Raw genomic sequence first — 13604 nt, forward strand, 5'->3', positions numbered from 1 at the left:
GAGGGACCAATTCCCCACGGCCCCACTGGGCCACCTCCGGACCGCGGCGCCGCACGACGAAGCCGCGACACCGCGTAGCAAGGGGACGGTGCGCCGTGCGGCGGGGGTGTGGCGCGCGGTGCGGGCGCCCGGTCGCCGTGAGGGTGCCGACCCCAATCCTGCCAGGCCAGGCAAGGGTTCCGGTAGGACGCAGCCCACCCTTCTTCCGCCTTGCCGCGCCCCGTGCCCACGCCGCACACTCGTGCAACACCCCACTCCCCTTCCCACGGCCCACGCGCCGCCGCCCGCATCCCGGGCACCCGGCGTGCGCTGCGCCGCGCCCCGGCGCGGCAACCCGGGGGGTGGGCGCACAGGAGCAACAACCAAGGGGGAAACGGCAGATGAACGTGAACACCGACCTGGTGCTGAAGGCGCGGGTACGACTGATGAGCCACAACGAGCGGATCCTGACCGGCGAGGAGGGGATGTGGGTCTACCGGACCCTGTTCGCGGTCAGCCCCCGCGCCTACGCCTACAAACTGGCCTACGTCCTGCGGGAACTGGGCGAGACCAGCCCCCGGGTGGCCCGCCTGCCCCAGGCACGGCAGGCGCTGCTGGAAGAGGCGCGGACCGTCAGCGCCCGCATCCCCGCCGACGCCCCCGCCTACCAGCGCCGGATGTGGGACCACTCGGTCGGGGAACTGCGCGAGATCGAACGCCGACTCGGACAGGCAGGCCAGTAACGCGTCCCCGCACGCGAGCGCAGGAGCAGCAGGGACACGCGGCGGCGCCGGACGGGCGCGGTCCGGCAGCCGGTAGGCCGTAGGCGGCAGCCAGTAGCCGGTAGGCGGTAGCGGCAGGCCGTGGCGGTAGGCGGTGGCGGTAGGCGGTGGCGGGATGGTTGCGGTACAACAATCCCTATTTGACGACTGATCGGAGAAAAGCTGATATGAGCAGGTCAGGACTGTCCCGCCGCGCCCTGATCGCCGGTGCTGGCGCCGCCGTCGTCGGCTGGAACACCGCCACCCGCGCCTGGGCCACCGCCCCGCAGGCCGACGTCGCCCAACTGCCCGCAGTGGACGGGACGGTGACACTGCGCGGTGAGGGCCTGGAGCGGTTCTCCACCGACTTCGGCCACCTGGTCAGCGCCGCACCGCGGGCGGTGCTGCGGCCCGCCTCGGTACGCGACGTGCAGCGGGTCGTCGACTTCGCCCGGCGCCACCGCATCCCGGTGGCCGTCAACGGGCAGAGCGGGGACGCGGCCGTGGTCGGGCAGGCGGGGCTGGAGTCGCACTCCAGCTACGGCCAGGCCAACGCGCGCGGCGGCATCGCCGTCGACGCCCGCGGCCTGGACCGGGTGCTGTCGGTGCGCCCCGGCGAGGCCGTGGTGGAGGCCGGCGCGACCTGGGCGCAGCTGACCGAGGCCGCGCTGGCGCAGGGCTGGATGCCGCCGGTGCTGACGGACTACCTGCACCTGTCGGTGGGCGGGACGCTGAGCGTGGGCGGGATCGGCGGGGCGGTGCAGCACCACGGCCTGCAGACGGACACGGTGCGCGAGCTGGAGGTGGTGACCGGTACCGGCGAGCTGGTGACGGCCTCGCGGGAGCGCAACCGGGACCTGTTCGAGGCGGTGCTGGCCGGCGGCGGGCAGGCGGGGATCATCGTACGGGCGACGCTGGCGCTGGTGCCGGCGCGCGAGCGCTCCACCGTGTTCACCCTGGCCTACGACGACCTGGACGCCTACCTCGCCGACCAGCAGAGGGTGCTGGCCGACGGCCGCTTCGACCTGCAGGTCGGCAACGTGGTGCGCAGCGCGGACGGGCAGCGGTGGCGGTACACGGCGGAGCTGGTGGCCTACGGGGACACCGGCCGCCCGGTGGACCGTCAGGCGCTGCTGGCGGGGCTGAACCCGGTGGCGGAGGGCACGTCGGTGGTGGAGCAGGGCTGGCGCGAGTACGCGTTCCGGGTGGACGCGTTCGCGGGCTACCTGCGGGCGGCGGGGTTCTGGGGGCTGCCCAAGCCCTGGCTGAGCCTGTTCCTGCCGGCCTCCACGGCGGGGGTGTTCATGCGGGAGGCGGCCGCGTCGCTGACGGCCGCCGACCTGGGAGCGGGACTGCTGCTCTTCTACCCGTACGCGCGCGAGCGGGTGCGCACCCCGCTGGCGGTGCTGCCGCGGGAACAGGTGGGCTGGCACTTCGACCTGCTGGCCTTCCCCGCGCCGGGCGCGGACATCGCCGCGATGCTGGAACGCAACCGGCGTCTGTACGAGCGGGCGGTGGAACTGGGCGGCAAGCGGTACCTGATCGGGGCGGTACCGGGAATGACCGCCACGGACTGGCAGCGCCACTACGGGGAGCTGTGGCAGCGGGTGCAGGAGGCCAAGCGGCGCTTCGACCCGGCGGGCATCCTCACCCCCGGCCAGGGCATCCACGGCACCTGACCCGCACACTACCGGGGCCGCCCCGGCCGTGTGCGGCCCCGGTAGGCTGCAGCGCGCGGCACCGGCCCGCCGGACGCGCAGCAAGCCCGACCGGCCTGACGGCCGGCCTCGGCCCGCGGAGGAGAAGCTGAGGTGGGCGAACACCTCGCCCCCGGGCCGAGGCCCCCGAAGCGACACGGCCCGTCAGCTGTAGAGCGCGGCGGTGCGGCGGGCCGCCTCGGCGAGGCGGGCGCGGAGTTCGGGTGGGTGGAGGACCTCGGCTTCCGGGCCGAGGCGCAGGAGTTCGACGTAGCCGAGGTCCCAGCTTTCGAGTGGCAGGGTCACGGTGACCCAGCCGTCGGTGTCCGCGGGACCCGCGGTGGCGAGCGCGTCGGCGGCGGCGACCGGTTCCAGCAGGACGGGCAGGTCGCGCACGGCCAGCGGGCTCAGGCGTACGAGGGCGCGTTCGCGCAGCATGGCGCGGGTGAACTCCCGGGCGGCGGTGCTCCAGTAGTCGGCGAGGTCGAAGTCGGGGTCGCGGTCGAAGCGTTCGTCGCCGGCCTCGGCGCTCTCGAAGCGGTCGACGCGGTAGGAGGCGATGCGCCCCGAGGGGCCGCGGGCCGCGACGTACCACCGGCCGGCCTTCAGGACCAGGCCGTACGGTTCCAGACGGCGCAGGCGGGTGGCGCCCCGGGCCGTGTAGCGGGCGTGGAGGACACGGTCCTGCCACACGGCGCGGGAGACCTCGGCGAGTAGCGGCGGCGTCTCGGGGTCGTGGAACCAGGCCGGTGCGTCCAGGTGGAAGCGCCGGGCGGCGCTCGCGGGGGCGTCACCGAGGGCGGCGGCGACCTTCAGCCGGGCGGCGAGGGCGTGTGCGGCCAGACCCATGTCGCGCAGCGGGCCGGGGAGTGCGGCCAGGTGCAGGACTTCGGCTTCGGCGCGTTCGAGACCGGTCAGGCGGGTGCGGTAGCCGTCGACGAGCCGGTAGCCGCCGCCGCGCCCGCGTTCGGTGTACACCGGCACTCCGGCTTCGAGCAGCGCGGCGATGTCGCGCTGCACGGTGCGCTCGGAGACCTCCAGTTCGGCCGCGAGCTGCGCGGCGGTCATGGTGTGCCGGGTCTGCAGGAGCAGCAGCAACGCGATGGTCCGGCTCGCCCGCACCCCGCCCCTCCTCGCTCGCTGTCCGCTACGGCCCTCACGCCATTGTCGCCGCTGCCGCGGCCGCGCCGCGCGTCGGTACCCCGTGCCCCGACGGGGGCGGCGCGCTGCTGGTGTCGAGCGGCGCCGGGAGGTGGTCCCGGTTCGGCAGCGCGCCGGTCGAATCCGTCAGGTCCGGCCACCGGGGACGGCGTCCGTCACGCCCGGTCCGCCGTTGTCCCGAGTTGGGCGGGGTCGGAAGCGAAGGCGGTCATCCAGTGCGGATGCAGCCGGTAGTAGACGACGTCGTTGTCCCAGTCGAAGGCGTCGTGGCCGTAGAAGTCGCGGAAGTAGGCCAGCAGTTCCGGCCAGTCGGCGGCCGCCGGGCCGCCGTGGGGGTTGAGGGTCTCCACGGTGCCGTGGGTGAACACGCCCAGGTCCTCCCCGCGCAGGAGGGCGGCGCTGACGGCGGGCCGGGCGGCGAGGTGGCGGGCCTTGGCGCAGGAACGGGCGGTGCCGAAGTGCCACTTGCCGTGCAGGAAGTGGCCGTCCACGCCGCTGATGCGCGGCTCGCCCTTGGCGGTCACGGTGGACAGGGCGAGGGTGCACATGCCGGTGAGCACGCGGGTGAGCTGCTCGGCGGTGAGGGTGCGTTCGCCGGTGATGATGGAGCGCAGGTGGGCGGTGGAACGGGAGAGCGAGGCGTCCAGGAGGGCCTGGAGGCGGTGGAGCTCGTCGGGTGTCTCGCGCATGGGGGGCTCGGGTCCTTGCCTTGTCGGTGGTCCCGGCCGGCACCGTGGCGGCCCCGGCCGGTGACCCACTGTCCTCCCCCAACCCGACATCTCCTGTCGTGTTTCCCGGTGTGCAGGGTCTTCCGGTGTGCCGGGCTTCCCGGTGTGCCGGGTTTCCCGGTGTGCAGAAGGGCTCGCGACGCCGGGCGCGTCTTCGCGATTGGCAAGTGTGCCGCCGCGTCCTAGCGTTGACGTAGTAGCGCGGAACGTTCCGACGGCCGGAGGCGGCTGGTGGCCGTCCTCCGGTCCGAGAGGATCGGAGGTCTCCCATGGCGCCCTACGACTGGCAGTCACTCCTGCCTGCTGCGCTTCCTCAGCTCCCCTACGTCCAGGACGTGGGCGCGCCCAAGACCCCGGCCACCCCCAGCAGCAAGGACTTCACCTACTGGGTGGGGGCCGACGGTTCGTTGTGGAAGGTCAGGGTTACGGCCGGCCCGGACACGGCCCAGGTCCCTTCCCCGGGGGAATTGAGCCGGGTCGCGGTCTCGCCCAACCTCAGCGTGCACTGCGTCGACCGCTACGGCAAGGCCTGGACGATGTCGGCGGACGGCCGCTGGCTGCACGTCGACGTGCCAGGTGAGTTCCTCGTCGACGTGGATGTCGCGATGGACACCTCCGTCTGGTACGTGGCGAAGAACGGCCGGTACTACGTGTGGCGGGTCGGGGGCGCCCGGCCGGAGTACGTCGGAGTCATGCTGACGGTGCTCTCGGTCACCGGCGTGAAGCAGCCGGATCTCGATGCCGGGTACTACGGAAATGCCTGGGCGATCAGCGACATGGTCGGCACCAGAGCTCTTGTGGGCTGCGACGGGACGTGGCAGCCGGGTGTCGCGACCATCCAGAACCTGGCTGATCTGTCCGTCACCACCGGGACCCTGTGGATGCTGCACACGGACGGGACGATCTGGACGACTGCGGACGGTCAGCTTCAGGAGCGCATGGGCAACCTGGTGGCCACCCGCGTGGCGGCCTGCTACTCCGGGATTGCGTACGCTACGGGGCCCGACGGACGGGCCTGGAAATGGATCGAGCAGCTGACTCCCGAGACCACCGTGCCGCCTCCCCCGGTGCGGCCGCCCGTCGTCACCGGAACGCTGGCACCCACCATCGCCGTGAGCGTGTCGGGTGCCGGAGAGAGCACGGTCTACCGGATGACGGGTTCGGGGTTCCTGGCCAGCAGTCAGGTGCACATCCGCGTCACCAGGCTCGACAACGGGCAGGTGTTCGAGAACTACTGGATCGCATCGTCGGATGCAAGCGGCGCGCTCGACTACAGCTTCGCCCTGCCCTGCGTCTCCGGGCTGGAATTCCACTTCTCCGCCAACGACGGCCGGGTGAACAGCACAGACCATACCTCCACCCTGTGGAGCAACACGGTGACGCTGAGCTGCCCCTGAAGGTGAACAGCGGGCCGTTGCGCGGCGTGGCCTGGGGCGTCGTCACCGCACACGCGCACAGTTCATCGATCCGGACAGGCCGGGCGAGAAGCTTGGACCGCGGCCAAGGGGTCGGGCTCAAGGGGCCGTGGCGGGGACGAGGTGGTCGAGGGCGTGGGCGCTGTGCGTTGCGGCGCGGATGGAGCGCGGGAGCATGAGGTGTTCGTAGGCGCGGACGGCGGTGTCGAGGTCGGGCTCGGTGACCAGGGCGTGGGCGAGGTCGGCGGCGTCGAGCATGGCGAGGTTGGCGCCCAGCCCGACCGGGGGCATCAGGTGGGCGGCGTCGCCGAGCAGGGTCAGGCCGGGGACGTGCCGCCAGGTGTGCGCGGCGGGCAGGACGAACAGGGGCCGGCTGGTGAAGCCGTGGTCGCCGCCGTGCAGGAGGTAGCGAAGGCGCTCGTCCCACCCGTCGAACAGCTCCAGCAGGTGCGCGCGGAGGGCCCGTTGGTCGCCGGGGCCGATGCCGGCGGCCGTGTGCCAGTCCTGGGGCGCTCGTAGCGCGATGTAGGCGCGGATGTGGTTGTCGCTGTTGCGCTGGGCGATCAGGGTGCGGCCGATGCCCTTGGCGAGCATCGAGCCGTGGCCTACGAGGCGGGCGAGGCCTGGGTGGCGGGTGTCGCAGCGATCGAAGCCGGTTTCGAGGAAGGTGACGCCGGTGTAGGCGGGTACGGCCGTGGACAGGGCCGGGCGCACGCGTGACCAGGCGCCGTCGGCGCCGATGACCAGGTCGAAGTCCTCGCTGGTGCCGTCCGCGAAGTGCAGCCGGCAGGTGCCGTCCGGCAGCGGGGTGGCGGCGCTGACGGCGCGGTCCCAGCGCACGGTGCCGGCGGTGAGCGAGTCCAGCAGCAGGCCGCGCAGCTGACCGCGGTCGATCTCCGGCCGGGCGGCGGCACCGGAACCGGCCCCGGACTCGGCGGCGGGATGGGCGTCCGCACCGGCACCGGCCCCGCCACCGGTGTCGGCCGGTGGTCCCTGCTGGGCCAGCGGGCGGGCGGTGGCGGGGTCGAGCACGCGCCACTGGTCGCCTTCGGGGCGGGCGAGGGCGTGGAAGCGTTCCAGGAGTCCCGCCGCGCGCAGGGCGGCCTGGCCGGTGTCGGCGTGCAGGTCCAGGGTGCCGCCCTGGGGGCGCGCGTCGGCGCCCGCCTCGCGTTCCAGGACGGTGGTGCGGCGGCCGTGCCGCTGCAGGATCCGGGCGCAGGTGAGGCCGCCGAGGCCGGCGCCGACGATGGCGATGCGGGGGTTGCGGGCAGGGGTCATGGCAGGCGGGAGTTCCCCTCTGGAGGTGGTGCGGGTCACCGGGAGGTCCGGCTCCTCCAACAAGAAAGCACAGTCGCTCAATAAGTGCAATGACTACACTTTCATAGCGAGTTCACCGCGCGGTAGGGTGGGCGGGTGACCGAAACGACCGGGCGCCGCGAGCGCAAGAAGGCCCAGACCCGCCAGGCCCTGGCCGACGCCGCACTCGAACTCTTCCTCGAACGCGGCTACGACCAGGTCGGCGTCAAGGACGTCGCCGATGCCGCCGACGTCTCGGTGACGACCCTGTTCAAGCACTTCCCCAGCAAGGAGGCCCTGGTCTTCGACCAGGACGACGACCTGGAGGCGGCCCTGGTCGCCGCCGTACGCGAACGCCCCGCAGGCCGCTCCATCCCCCAAGCCCTGCGCGAACACCTCCTGCTCGGACGGACCCGCTTCGCCGTCCACGCCGCGGACCCCCGCTTCGCCGCCTTCCTGCGCATGGTGCAGGACACTCCCGCCCTGCGCGACTACGCCCACCGCATGTGGACCCGCCACGAAGCGGCCCTGGCCGGCGCCATCGCCGACGCCGTCGGCGCACCCCCTGACGACGTCCGCTGCGCCGCCCTGGCCCGCTTCGCCCTGGAGGCCCGCGGCCTCATCCAGCGCCACCCCGACCCGGCCCGCGCCGCCGAGGAGGCCTTCGCCCTCCTCGAACACGGCTGGACGGCCTCCCACCCGGGCACCTGACCGGGCCACCGCGACGCACCGGCCCTCGTGGAGCCGGACGGGCTGCGCAACAGCCGCACGTGAGACCCGCGAGGGTGGACGGGCGGCACGTCATTCGTGTTGCGGAGGTGTTGCGGCGGGCGTGGGCGAGGGCCTTCCCGTAGTAGCGTCGGGCGTGAAGTCGCGCGCGGTGCGCGGCCGTTGGCAAGGATTGCTGCGGGACGGGGGCCGGGCTCGGGAAAGGGGTGGTGGGTGTGGGACGAGCACGCGTGACGGCGCGGGTGATCGTGCACCCTGGTATGGAGGACGTGAACGTCCAGCAGGTGCTGGAGGCCTTGGCCGACCCGGCGAGGCGCTCGGTGGTGCGCACCTTGGCGCACGCGGGCGCCGACCTGAGCTGCGGCTCCTTCGACCTGCCGGTCGGGCGCTCCACCTCCAGTCACCACTTCTCGGTGCTGCGCGCGGCCGGGGTGCTGCGCCAGTACTACGTGGGCACCACGAAGATGAACACGCTGCGCGCCGAGGAGTTGGAGCGGCGCTTCCCGGGCCTGCTGACGGCGGTGGTGGCCGCCGCCGACGCCGAGGCCCGGGACGCCCCCTGACCGTAACCGGCAGCCGAATGCCCAATCGGTCGGCCGGGGGCAGTCGGCCGATGGTCAGTCGGTGACGGTCAGGAAATGACGGTCAGTCGGTGACGGTCACGACGATCTTGCCGACCTGGGCGCCGGCCTCCAGGTAGCGGTGGGCCTCGACGATGCTGTCCAGCCCCTCGAAGACGCGGTCGACAGCGGGGCTGAACGTGCCGTCGGCCAGCCCCGCGGTGATGAACGCGTGGGCGCGGCGCAGTCGTTCGGCGTCGCGGCTGACCTCGTGGACGGTGTAGAAGCGGCTGCTGACGGGGGCGAAGGTGTCCTGGCCCGGCATGGGGGTGTCGCGCGTGTCCAGGCGTCCGTAGACGATCAGGTGCCCGCCGGGAGCGAGGGTGCGGGCGAGCGTGTCGACGCCCGGGCCGGCGACGGCGTCGAATACGGTGCGTACGCCTTCGCCGCCGGTGATCTCCTGGGCGCGGGCGGGCAGGTCCTCCTCTCCGGTGACGATCACATGGGCGGCGCCGGCGTCCAGGAGCCGGTCCGCCTTGGCACGGGTGCGGGTGGTGGCGATGGGCACGGCGCCGATGCGCCGGGCGGTGCGGATCGCGGCCAGGCCCACGCTGGAGGCGGCGGCGGTGAGCAGCACGTGGTCGCCGGGGCGCAGGTGGCCGTCCTCGGCGAGGGCGCCGTAGGCGGTCAGGTAGGGCATCCAGGTGGCGGCGCCCTGGACGGCACTGAGTTGGGCGGGGCGGTGGACGGCGGCGCGGGCGGGCACGAGGGCGTGGGTGGCGTAGACGCCGTAGTCGTTCTGGTCGAAGGCGGGGACGGAGTCGACGGCGTCGCCGATACGGAAGCCGGTGACGCCCTCGCCGACGGCGTCGACGGTGCCGGCGGCCTCGAAGCCGGGGGTGGCGGGCAGGCGCGGCTGTTCCAGGTAGGTACCGGCGCGGTAGAGGGCCTCGGCTCGGTTGAGGCCGAGCGCCTGGACCCTGATGCGCAGTTCGCCCGGGCCGGGCTGGGGAAGCGGAGCCTCGCGGACGGTGAGGACCTCGGGCGCGCCGGTGGCGGTGAAGACGACTTTCCTGGGCATGGCGGACTCTCCCCTTCTTCGGGCGTGGACCGGTGTGCGGTCCGGCTCTTCCACCCAAACCCGGGGCGGGGCCCGCTGTCAAATTTCTATGGATGTCGAATAACGGGCTCCGGGCTTCGGTTGCAAGTGGATTGAGGCTCCGTCACCTGCTGTTCGTAGGGACGGCACGGTACGTCGGAGGCAGGGTCGGGGTTGGGGCGTAGGGTGGTCGTCCGTGATCGATGACAACGGCCGGGGGTGGGCCGGCACGCGCCGGTGGGTCCAGGGCGCGCTCGCGCCCGGTGAGCGGATCGTGGGGGTGCACGAGCTCAAGGGCGGGTGGACCTCGCGGATGCGCCGCCTGGACATCGCCCCCGACGGCGCCGGCGATAGTGACTGCGGAGACGGTGACGGCGGCAACGGGAACGGCGGCGCCGGCTACGCGCTGGTGCTGCGTTCGTTCGTCAAACCGTTCTACCGTCGCCACGCCCCGGGCCTGCTGGCCCGCGAGGCCGGTGTGCTGCGCCTGCTGGAGGCCGGGAGCATCCCGGCGCCCCGGCTGCGGGCGGTGGACGCGGCGGGCGAGCACTGTGAGGACCCGTCGCTGGTGATGACCCACCTGCCCGGCAGCGTGCGGGTGCGCGAGGACGGCGAGGTGGCACGCCGCACCGCGCTGCTGACCCGGCAGCTGGCGGCCGTACACGCCGTAACGGTGCCGGAGCACGAGCGTCCGCGCGCCTGGCAGGCGTGGACCTCGCCCGAGCGTGTGCAGGTGCCCGCCGCCACCGCGCGCCCGCTGCTGTGGGAACGGGCGGTGCAGGTGATCAGCCGTCAGGCGCCCGCACACCGGCCTTGCTTCCTGCACCGCGACTTCCACCCGGGCAACGTGCTGTTCACCGGCGACGGAGGGCAGTTGGCGGTCAGCGGCGTCGTCGACTGGGTGGAGACCTCCTGGGGCCCGGCCGACCTGGACGTCGCCCACTGCTCAACGGCGCTGGCCCTGCTGCACGGTGTGCCGGCGGGCATGGCCTTCGCTCATGCCTACGAACAGGCCGGAGGCGTCCTGGCCACCGGCGAGGACCACCTGTACTGGCGGCTGCTGGACGCCCTGGCGTTCGCCCCCGACGCCGAAAAGGTCGCCGTGCCCTGGCGCGAGCTGGGGCGCACCGACCTGAGCGCGCCGGTGCTGGCCGGGCGTCTGGAGGACTACCTGCAGGCGCTGTTCGAGCGCTACGCGTAGCCGGTGCCGCGCCGGGGCAGCATCCCCTGGTCCGCTCGTACGGCCCGTCACGACCCCTGGGGGGTGCGCGGATGGCGGTGGAGATCGTCTACGAGACACACGCCACGACCACCGACAACGAGGCGGGCATCGCCACCGGCCACCTGCCCGGGCGCCTCGGCCCGCTGGGCCGGCGGCAGGCCGCCGAACTGGGCGCGCGCCGCCGCGGCGAGGCGCCGGCGGCGGTGTTCACCTCCGACCTGCACCGGGCGGTGGCCACCGCCCGCCTGAACCCGCCATCCGCCCGGGCCCGGTCCACGCCCGGACCCGGCTCGGGTTCAGGTGAGGGGCGTCAGCAGGATCCAGACGTGGCCGAAGGGATCGCGCAGCATCGACTGCCGGGCACCGTAGGGCATGTCGGCCGGCGGTGCGAGCAGTTCGGCGCCGGCGGCCACGGCCCGCCCGGTGAGGGCGTCCACGTCCGGAACGTAGACGTGCAGGGCCACACAGGGACCGCCGGCACCCGGCGCAGCGAACGGCGCTCCGGCGTCACCGAGCATGAGGGTGGAGCCGTGGACACTGATCTCGGCGTGCACGATCCGCCCGTCCTCGCCTTCCAGCCGCATGAGCTCCTGGGCTCCGAACGCGGCCACGTAGAAGGCGATCGCCTCGGCCGCGCCATCGACCATCACATGCGGAATGACCGCGTACTTGTAGTGCTCGGGTATCTCCATGCGCATCACAGTACGGCCGAGTCGATCACCCGGGCATCGGACCCAGGACCCGCCCCCGCCTCCGTCCCAGGACCCAGGACCCCAGCGCCAGGAACCAGGAACCAGGAGCGGGGAACCAGGAGCCGGGAGCCGGGAGCGCCCTACGGCCTCCGGTCTCCGACGCGTCCGTCCCCGCCGCGGCCGCAGGCGCCAAACACCCCGCCTCCCCGACAGCCCAGGCCCCGTTCAGCGCGACGCACAGGTCCCCAGGCCGTAGCAGCACCCCGGGAGCACCCCCCTTTCTCGTGCTGGACAGGTGCCGGGTGTTGATCAGCACGGGCCCGACTCCGTACCCTCGCCGGATGGGGCACGACGACCTTCCGACACTCGAACTCGCCTTTCCCGGACCGGAACGCGACCGGGGCGTGGCGGCGATCCTGAGCGGCGACAAGACCGCGCTCACCGGCCTGCTGGAGATCTACGAGCACGCCCGCGAGGAGCTACCGCGGGCCGGCCAGGTGTACGCGGTACTCGACTCCGCAGGCCAGACAGCCGTCACGATCGAACTCCTCCAGGTGCGCGTCGTCCCCATGAAGGACATCGACGACGACTTCGCGCGCGCCGAGGGACGCGGCTACACCGACGCCGCGCAATGGCGCACCGCCCACGAAGAGTTCTTCCGCAGCCAGGGGATCAGCGCCTTCCTCGGCTACACCCCTGCCATCGACAGCGACACCCTCGTCGTCGCCCAACGCTTCCGCGTGACCACGCCCACCATCCCCAACGCTGCCCGAGCTCAAGGCTCCTGACATATCCTCACGCCACAGCCTGTTGCTCCTTCACGGCGACGGCGGCAGGGGTGCCGCCCCACTACACGCCCAGGCCGGTGGGCGGAGCAGCGGGAAATGTGGGTGCGCGGTGCGGTCGGCGGGTGATACGAAGCCGGGCATGGACGCCCTGGTCACCGAACGCCTCATCCTCCGTCCCCTGACCCCGCGCCAGGCCCGGCGCATCCTGGCCGGCCCGCCCGGCCCCGAAGGGCAGTGGGCGCCGGGCTACCCCGCCGACGGGGACCTCGCCGGGGCCCGCCGCTACCTTCAGGTGTGCACGCACCACGGCGATCCGCAGCCCTTCGGCGCCTATGAGATCCGCCTACGCTCTGACGGCCGGGCCATCGGCGGCGCCGGCTTCCACGCCGCCCCCGGCCCCGACGGCACCGCCACCGTCGGCTACGGGCTGATACCCGCCGCCCGGGGCCACGGTTACGCCGCAGAAGCCCTGCGCGCCCTGCTCGAACTGGCCCGCACGCACGGAGCGGCACGCGTGGTCGGCGACACCGACCTGGACAACACCGCCTCCCAACGCGTCATGACCGCCGCCGGCATGCGCCCCGCCGGACGCGACACGCACCTGGCCTACTACGAAATCACCTGGCCCCCCACCCCCGGCGAACCGGACAGGCCGGGAGACGGGCCGCGGACAGCGGCAAGGCCGGGGAGCGGAGCGGGAAACGGTGGCTGAGCCTCAGCCGGGAGGCCGGGGCGGCGGCGGGGGCGGGTGGGCAGCGGCGCCGCCGGCCGCACGCCACTACCTGGGCGGAGTGCCTGCGGCCGCCCCTGGAGCTCAGCCCGGGGGCCGACGGTCTGAGGCATGATGCCCGGATGCCGAACACCGCCGCGCGCTCCGCTCTGCTCGATCATCTCCGCAAAAACCTTCCGGGCCGTGTCATCGACGAGGTCCCAGGGGCCGACGGCCCGATCGAGGACCGTGTGCCCGGATTCCGGGTGTTCCGTGTTCACCCGGCTCACCCAGGCGATTGGTGGCTGTACGTGACGTCCGGGTGCTGGGAATCAACCCAGCACGACGGCCATGGAGTCGAGTTCTTCCTCGCGGCGCCGCGCGACGAATGGCTCCATCTGGAGAGCGTCACGATGAACGCCTACTACCACTGCGGACCGGCCCATCAGCGACTCGATGTCGGACACACCGTGCCGATCGGCAGGCCGTGGCTCGACGACTCGGAGTGTGATCACTACCTGGTCAGTCTGCCCTATCCGTTCGGTCCCGACTTCGAGATCTGCACGTGGAGCGACAGCGCCCAGGTCCGGATCCTGTGGCTGCTGCCGATCACCGAAGCGGAGAAGGACTTCCGTCGGGAGGCCGGGTTGGAGGCGCTGGAGAGCCGATTCGAGGACCTGGAGATCGACCCGGTTGATCCCCGGCGGGCATCGGTGGTCTGAATCGCGGCAGCCGCGGAGGCCGGCTGAACACGCGCTCCCGAACGGT

The 13604-nt window shown here is 73.1% G+C and carries 14 protein-coding genes and 1 pseudogene; 10 read left to right on the forward strand and 5 right to left on the reverse strand.

The window, feature by feature from the left end; all coding sequences use genetic code 11:
* Nucleotides 1–380: 380 nt before the first annotated feature.
* Both ACZ6Z8_RS22850 and ACZ6Z8_RS22855 read left to right on the forward strand, forming a co-directional pair.
* Nucleotides 381–722 (forward strand): hypothetical protein, encoded by a 342-nt coding sequence (locus ACZ6Z8_RS22850; RefSeq protein ID WP_465611905.1) that lies wholly within the window; start codon nucleotides 381–383, stop codon nucleotides 720–722.
* A 206-nt stretch (nucleotides 723–928) separates the two neighbouring features.
* Complete coding sequence (locus tag ACZ6Z8_RS22855; RefSeq protein ID WP_465611906.1) at nucleotides 929–2419, forward strand: FAD-binding protein; 1491 nt, start codon at nucleotides 929–931, stop codon at nucleotides 2417–2419.
* 183 nt (nucleotides 2420–2602) lie between these two features.
* Here the strand turns inward: ACZ6Z8_RS22855 and ACZ6Z8_RS22860 are convergent, their stop codons facing one another.
* Both ACZ6Z8_RS22860 and ACZ6Z8_RS22865 read right to left on the reverse strand, forming a co-directional pair.
* Nucleotides 2603–3559 (reverse strand): helix-turn-helix transcriptional regulator, encoded by a 957-nt coding sequence (locus ACZ6Z8_RS22860; protein WP_465611907.1) that lies wholly within the window; start codon nucleotides 3557–3559, stop codon nucleotides 2603–2605.
* Between the two features lie 194 nt (nucleotides 3560–3753).
* Nucleotides 3754–4287 (reverse strand): pyridoxamine 5'-phosphate oxidase family protein, encoded by a 534-nt coding sequence (locus ACZ6Z8_RS22865; protein ID WP_465611908.1) that lies wholly within the window; start codon nucleotides 4285–4287, stop codon nucleotides 3754–3756.
* A gap of 308 nt (nucleotides 4288–4595) precedes the next feature.
* Here ACZ6Z8_RS22865 and ACZ6Z8_RS22870 point away from each other — a divergent pair, with 308 nt between their 5' ends.
* Nucleotides 4596–5723: a hypothetical protein gene (locus tag ACZ6Z8_RS22870; protein ID WP_465611909.1), complete on the forward strand. Its 1128-nt coding sequence runs from the start codon at nucleotides 4596–4598 to the stop codon at nucleotides 5721–5723.
* A gap of 117 nt (nucleotides 5724–5840) precedes the next feature.
* Here the strand turns inward: ACZ6Z8_RS22870 and ACZ6Z8_RS22875 are convergent, their stop codons facing one another.
* Nucleotides 5841–7019 carry an FAD-dependent oxidoreductase gene (locus tag ACZ6Z8_RS22875; RefSeq protein ID WP_465611910.1) on the reverse strand — a complete coding sequence of 393 codons (1179 nt, stop codon included), beginning with the start codon at nucleotides 7017–7019 and terminating at the stop codon, nucleotides 5841–5843.
* 135 nt (nucleotides 7020–7154) lie between these two features.
* Here ACZ6Z8_RS22875 and ACZ6Z8_RS22880 point away from each other — a divergent pair, with 135 nt between their 5' ends.
* Together ACZ6Z8_RS22880 and ACZ6Z8_RS22885 are read left to right on the forward strand one after the other, a co-directional pair.
* Nucleotides 7155–7748 (forward strand): TetR/AcrR family transcriptional regulator, encoded by a 594-nt coding sequence (locus ACZ6Z8_RS22880; RefSeq protein WP_465611911.1) that lies wholly within the window; start codon nucleotides 7155–7157, stop codon nucleotides 7746–7748.
* Nucleotides 7749–7981: 233 nt separating this feature from the next.
* The gene (locus ACZ6Z8_RS22885; protein WP_465611912.1) at nucleotides 7982–8329 is read left to right on the forward strand and encodes an ArsR/SmtB family transcription factor; all 348 of its coding nucleotides are present in this window, start codon (nucleotides 7982–7984) and stop codon (nucleotides 8327–8329) included.
* 82 nt (nucleotides 8330–8411) lie between these two features.
* Here the strand turns inward: ACZ6Z8_RS22885 and ACZ6Z8_RS22890 are convergent, their stop codons facing one another.
* Complete coding sequence (locus tag ACZ6Z8_RS22890) at nucleotides 8412–9407, reverse strand: zinc-dependent alcohol dehydrogenase family protein (RefSeq protein WP_465611913.1); 996 nt, start codon at nucleotides 9405–9407, stop codon at nucleotides 8412–8414.
* A 214-nt stretch (nucleotides 9408–9621) separates the two neighbouring features.
* On the opposite strand from ACZ6Z8_RS22890, the gene ACZ6Z8_RS22895 reads away from it, so the two are divergent.
* Nucleotides 9622–10626 carry a phosphotransferase family protein gene (locus tag ACZ6Z8_RS22895; RefSeq protein WP_465611914.1) on the forward strand — a complete coding sequence of 335 codons (1005 nt, stop codon included), beginning with the start codon at nucleotides 9622–9624 and terminating at the stop codon, nucleotides 10624–10626.
* Nucleotides 10627–10697: 71 nt separating this feature from the next.
* Nucleotides 10698–10883: pseudogene (locus ACZ6Z8_RS22900) on the forward strand (histidine phosphatase family protein); the annotation flags it as partial.
* 60 nt (nucleotides 10884–10943) lie between these two features.
* Here ACZ6Z8_RS22900 and ACZ6Z8_RS22905 read toward each other — a convergent pair.
* Nucleotides 10944–11339 carry a VOC family protein gene (locus tag ACZ6Z8_RS22905; RefSeq protein ID WP_465611915.1) on the reverse strand — a complete coding sequence of 132 codons (396 nt, stop codon included), beginning with the start codon at nucleotides 11337–11339 and terminating at the stop codon, nucleotides 10944–10946.
* Between the two features lie 341 nt (nucleotides 11340–11680).
* Here ACZ6Z8_RS22905 and ACZ6Z8_RS22910 point away from each other — a divergent pair, with 341 nt between their 5' ends.
* From ACZ6Z8_RS22910 to ACZ6Z8_RS22920, 3 genes are all read left to right on the forward strand, one after another.
* Entirely contained in the window at nucleotides 11681–12127 is a 447-nt protein-coding gene (locus ACZ6Z8_RS22910; protein WP_465611916.1) for an ASCH domain-containing protein, read from the forward strand.
* A 139-nt stretch (nucleotides 12128–12266) separates the two neighbouring features.
* On the forward strand, nucleotides 12267–12839 hold the full coding sequence (locus ACZ6Z8_RS22915; RefSeq protein WP_465611917.1) for a GNAT family N-acetyltransferase: 573 nt from the start codon (nucleotides 12267–12269) through the stop codon (nucleotides 12837–12839).
* Nucleotides 12840–12979: 140 nt separating this feature from the next.
* Nucleotides 12980–13558 carry a suppressor of fused domain protein gene (locus tag ACZ6Z8_RS22920; RefSeq protein WP_465611918.1) on the forward strand — a complete coding sequence of 193 codons (579 nt, stop codon included), beginning with the start codon at nucleotides 12980–12982 and terminating at the stop codon, nucleotides 13556–13558.
* The last annotated feature ends 46 nt before the right edge of the window (nucleotides 13559–13604 follow it).

This window comes from Kitasatospora sp. NPDC101108 (genome assembly GCF_055584725.1).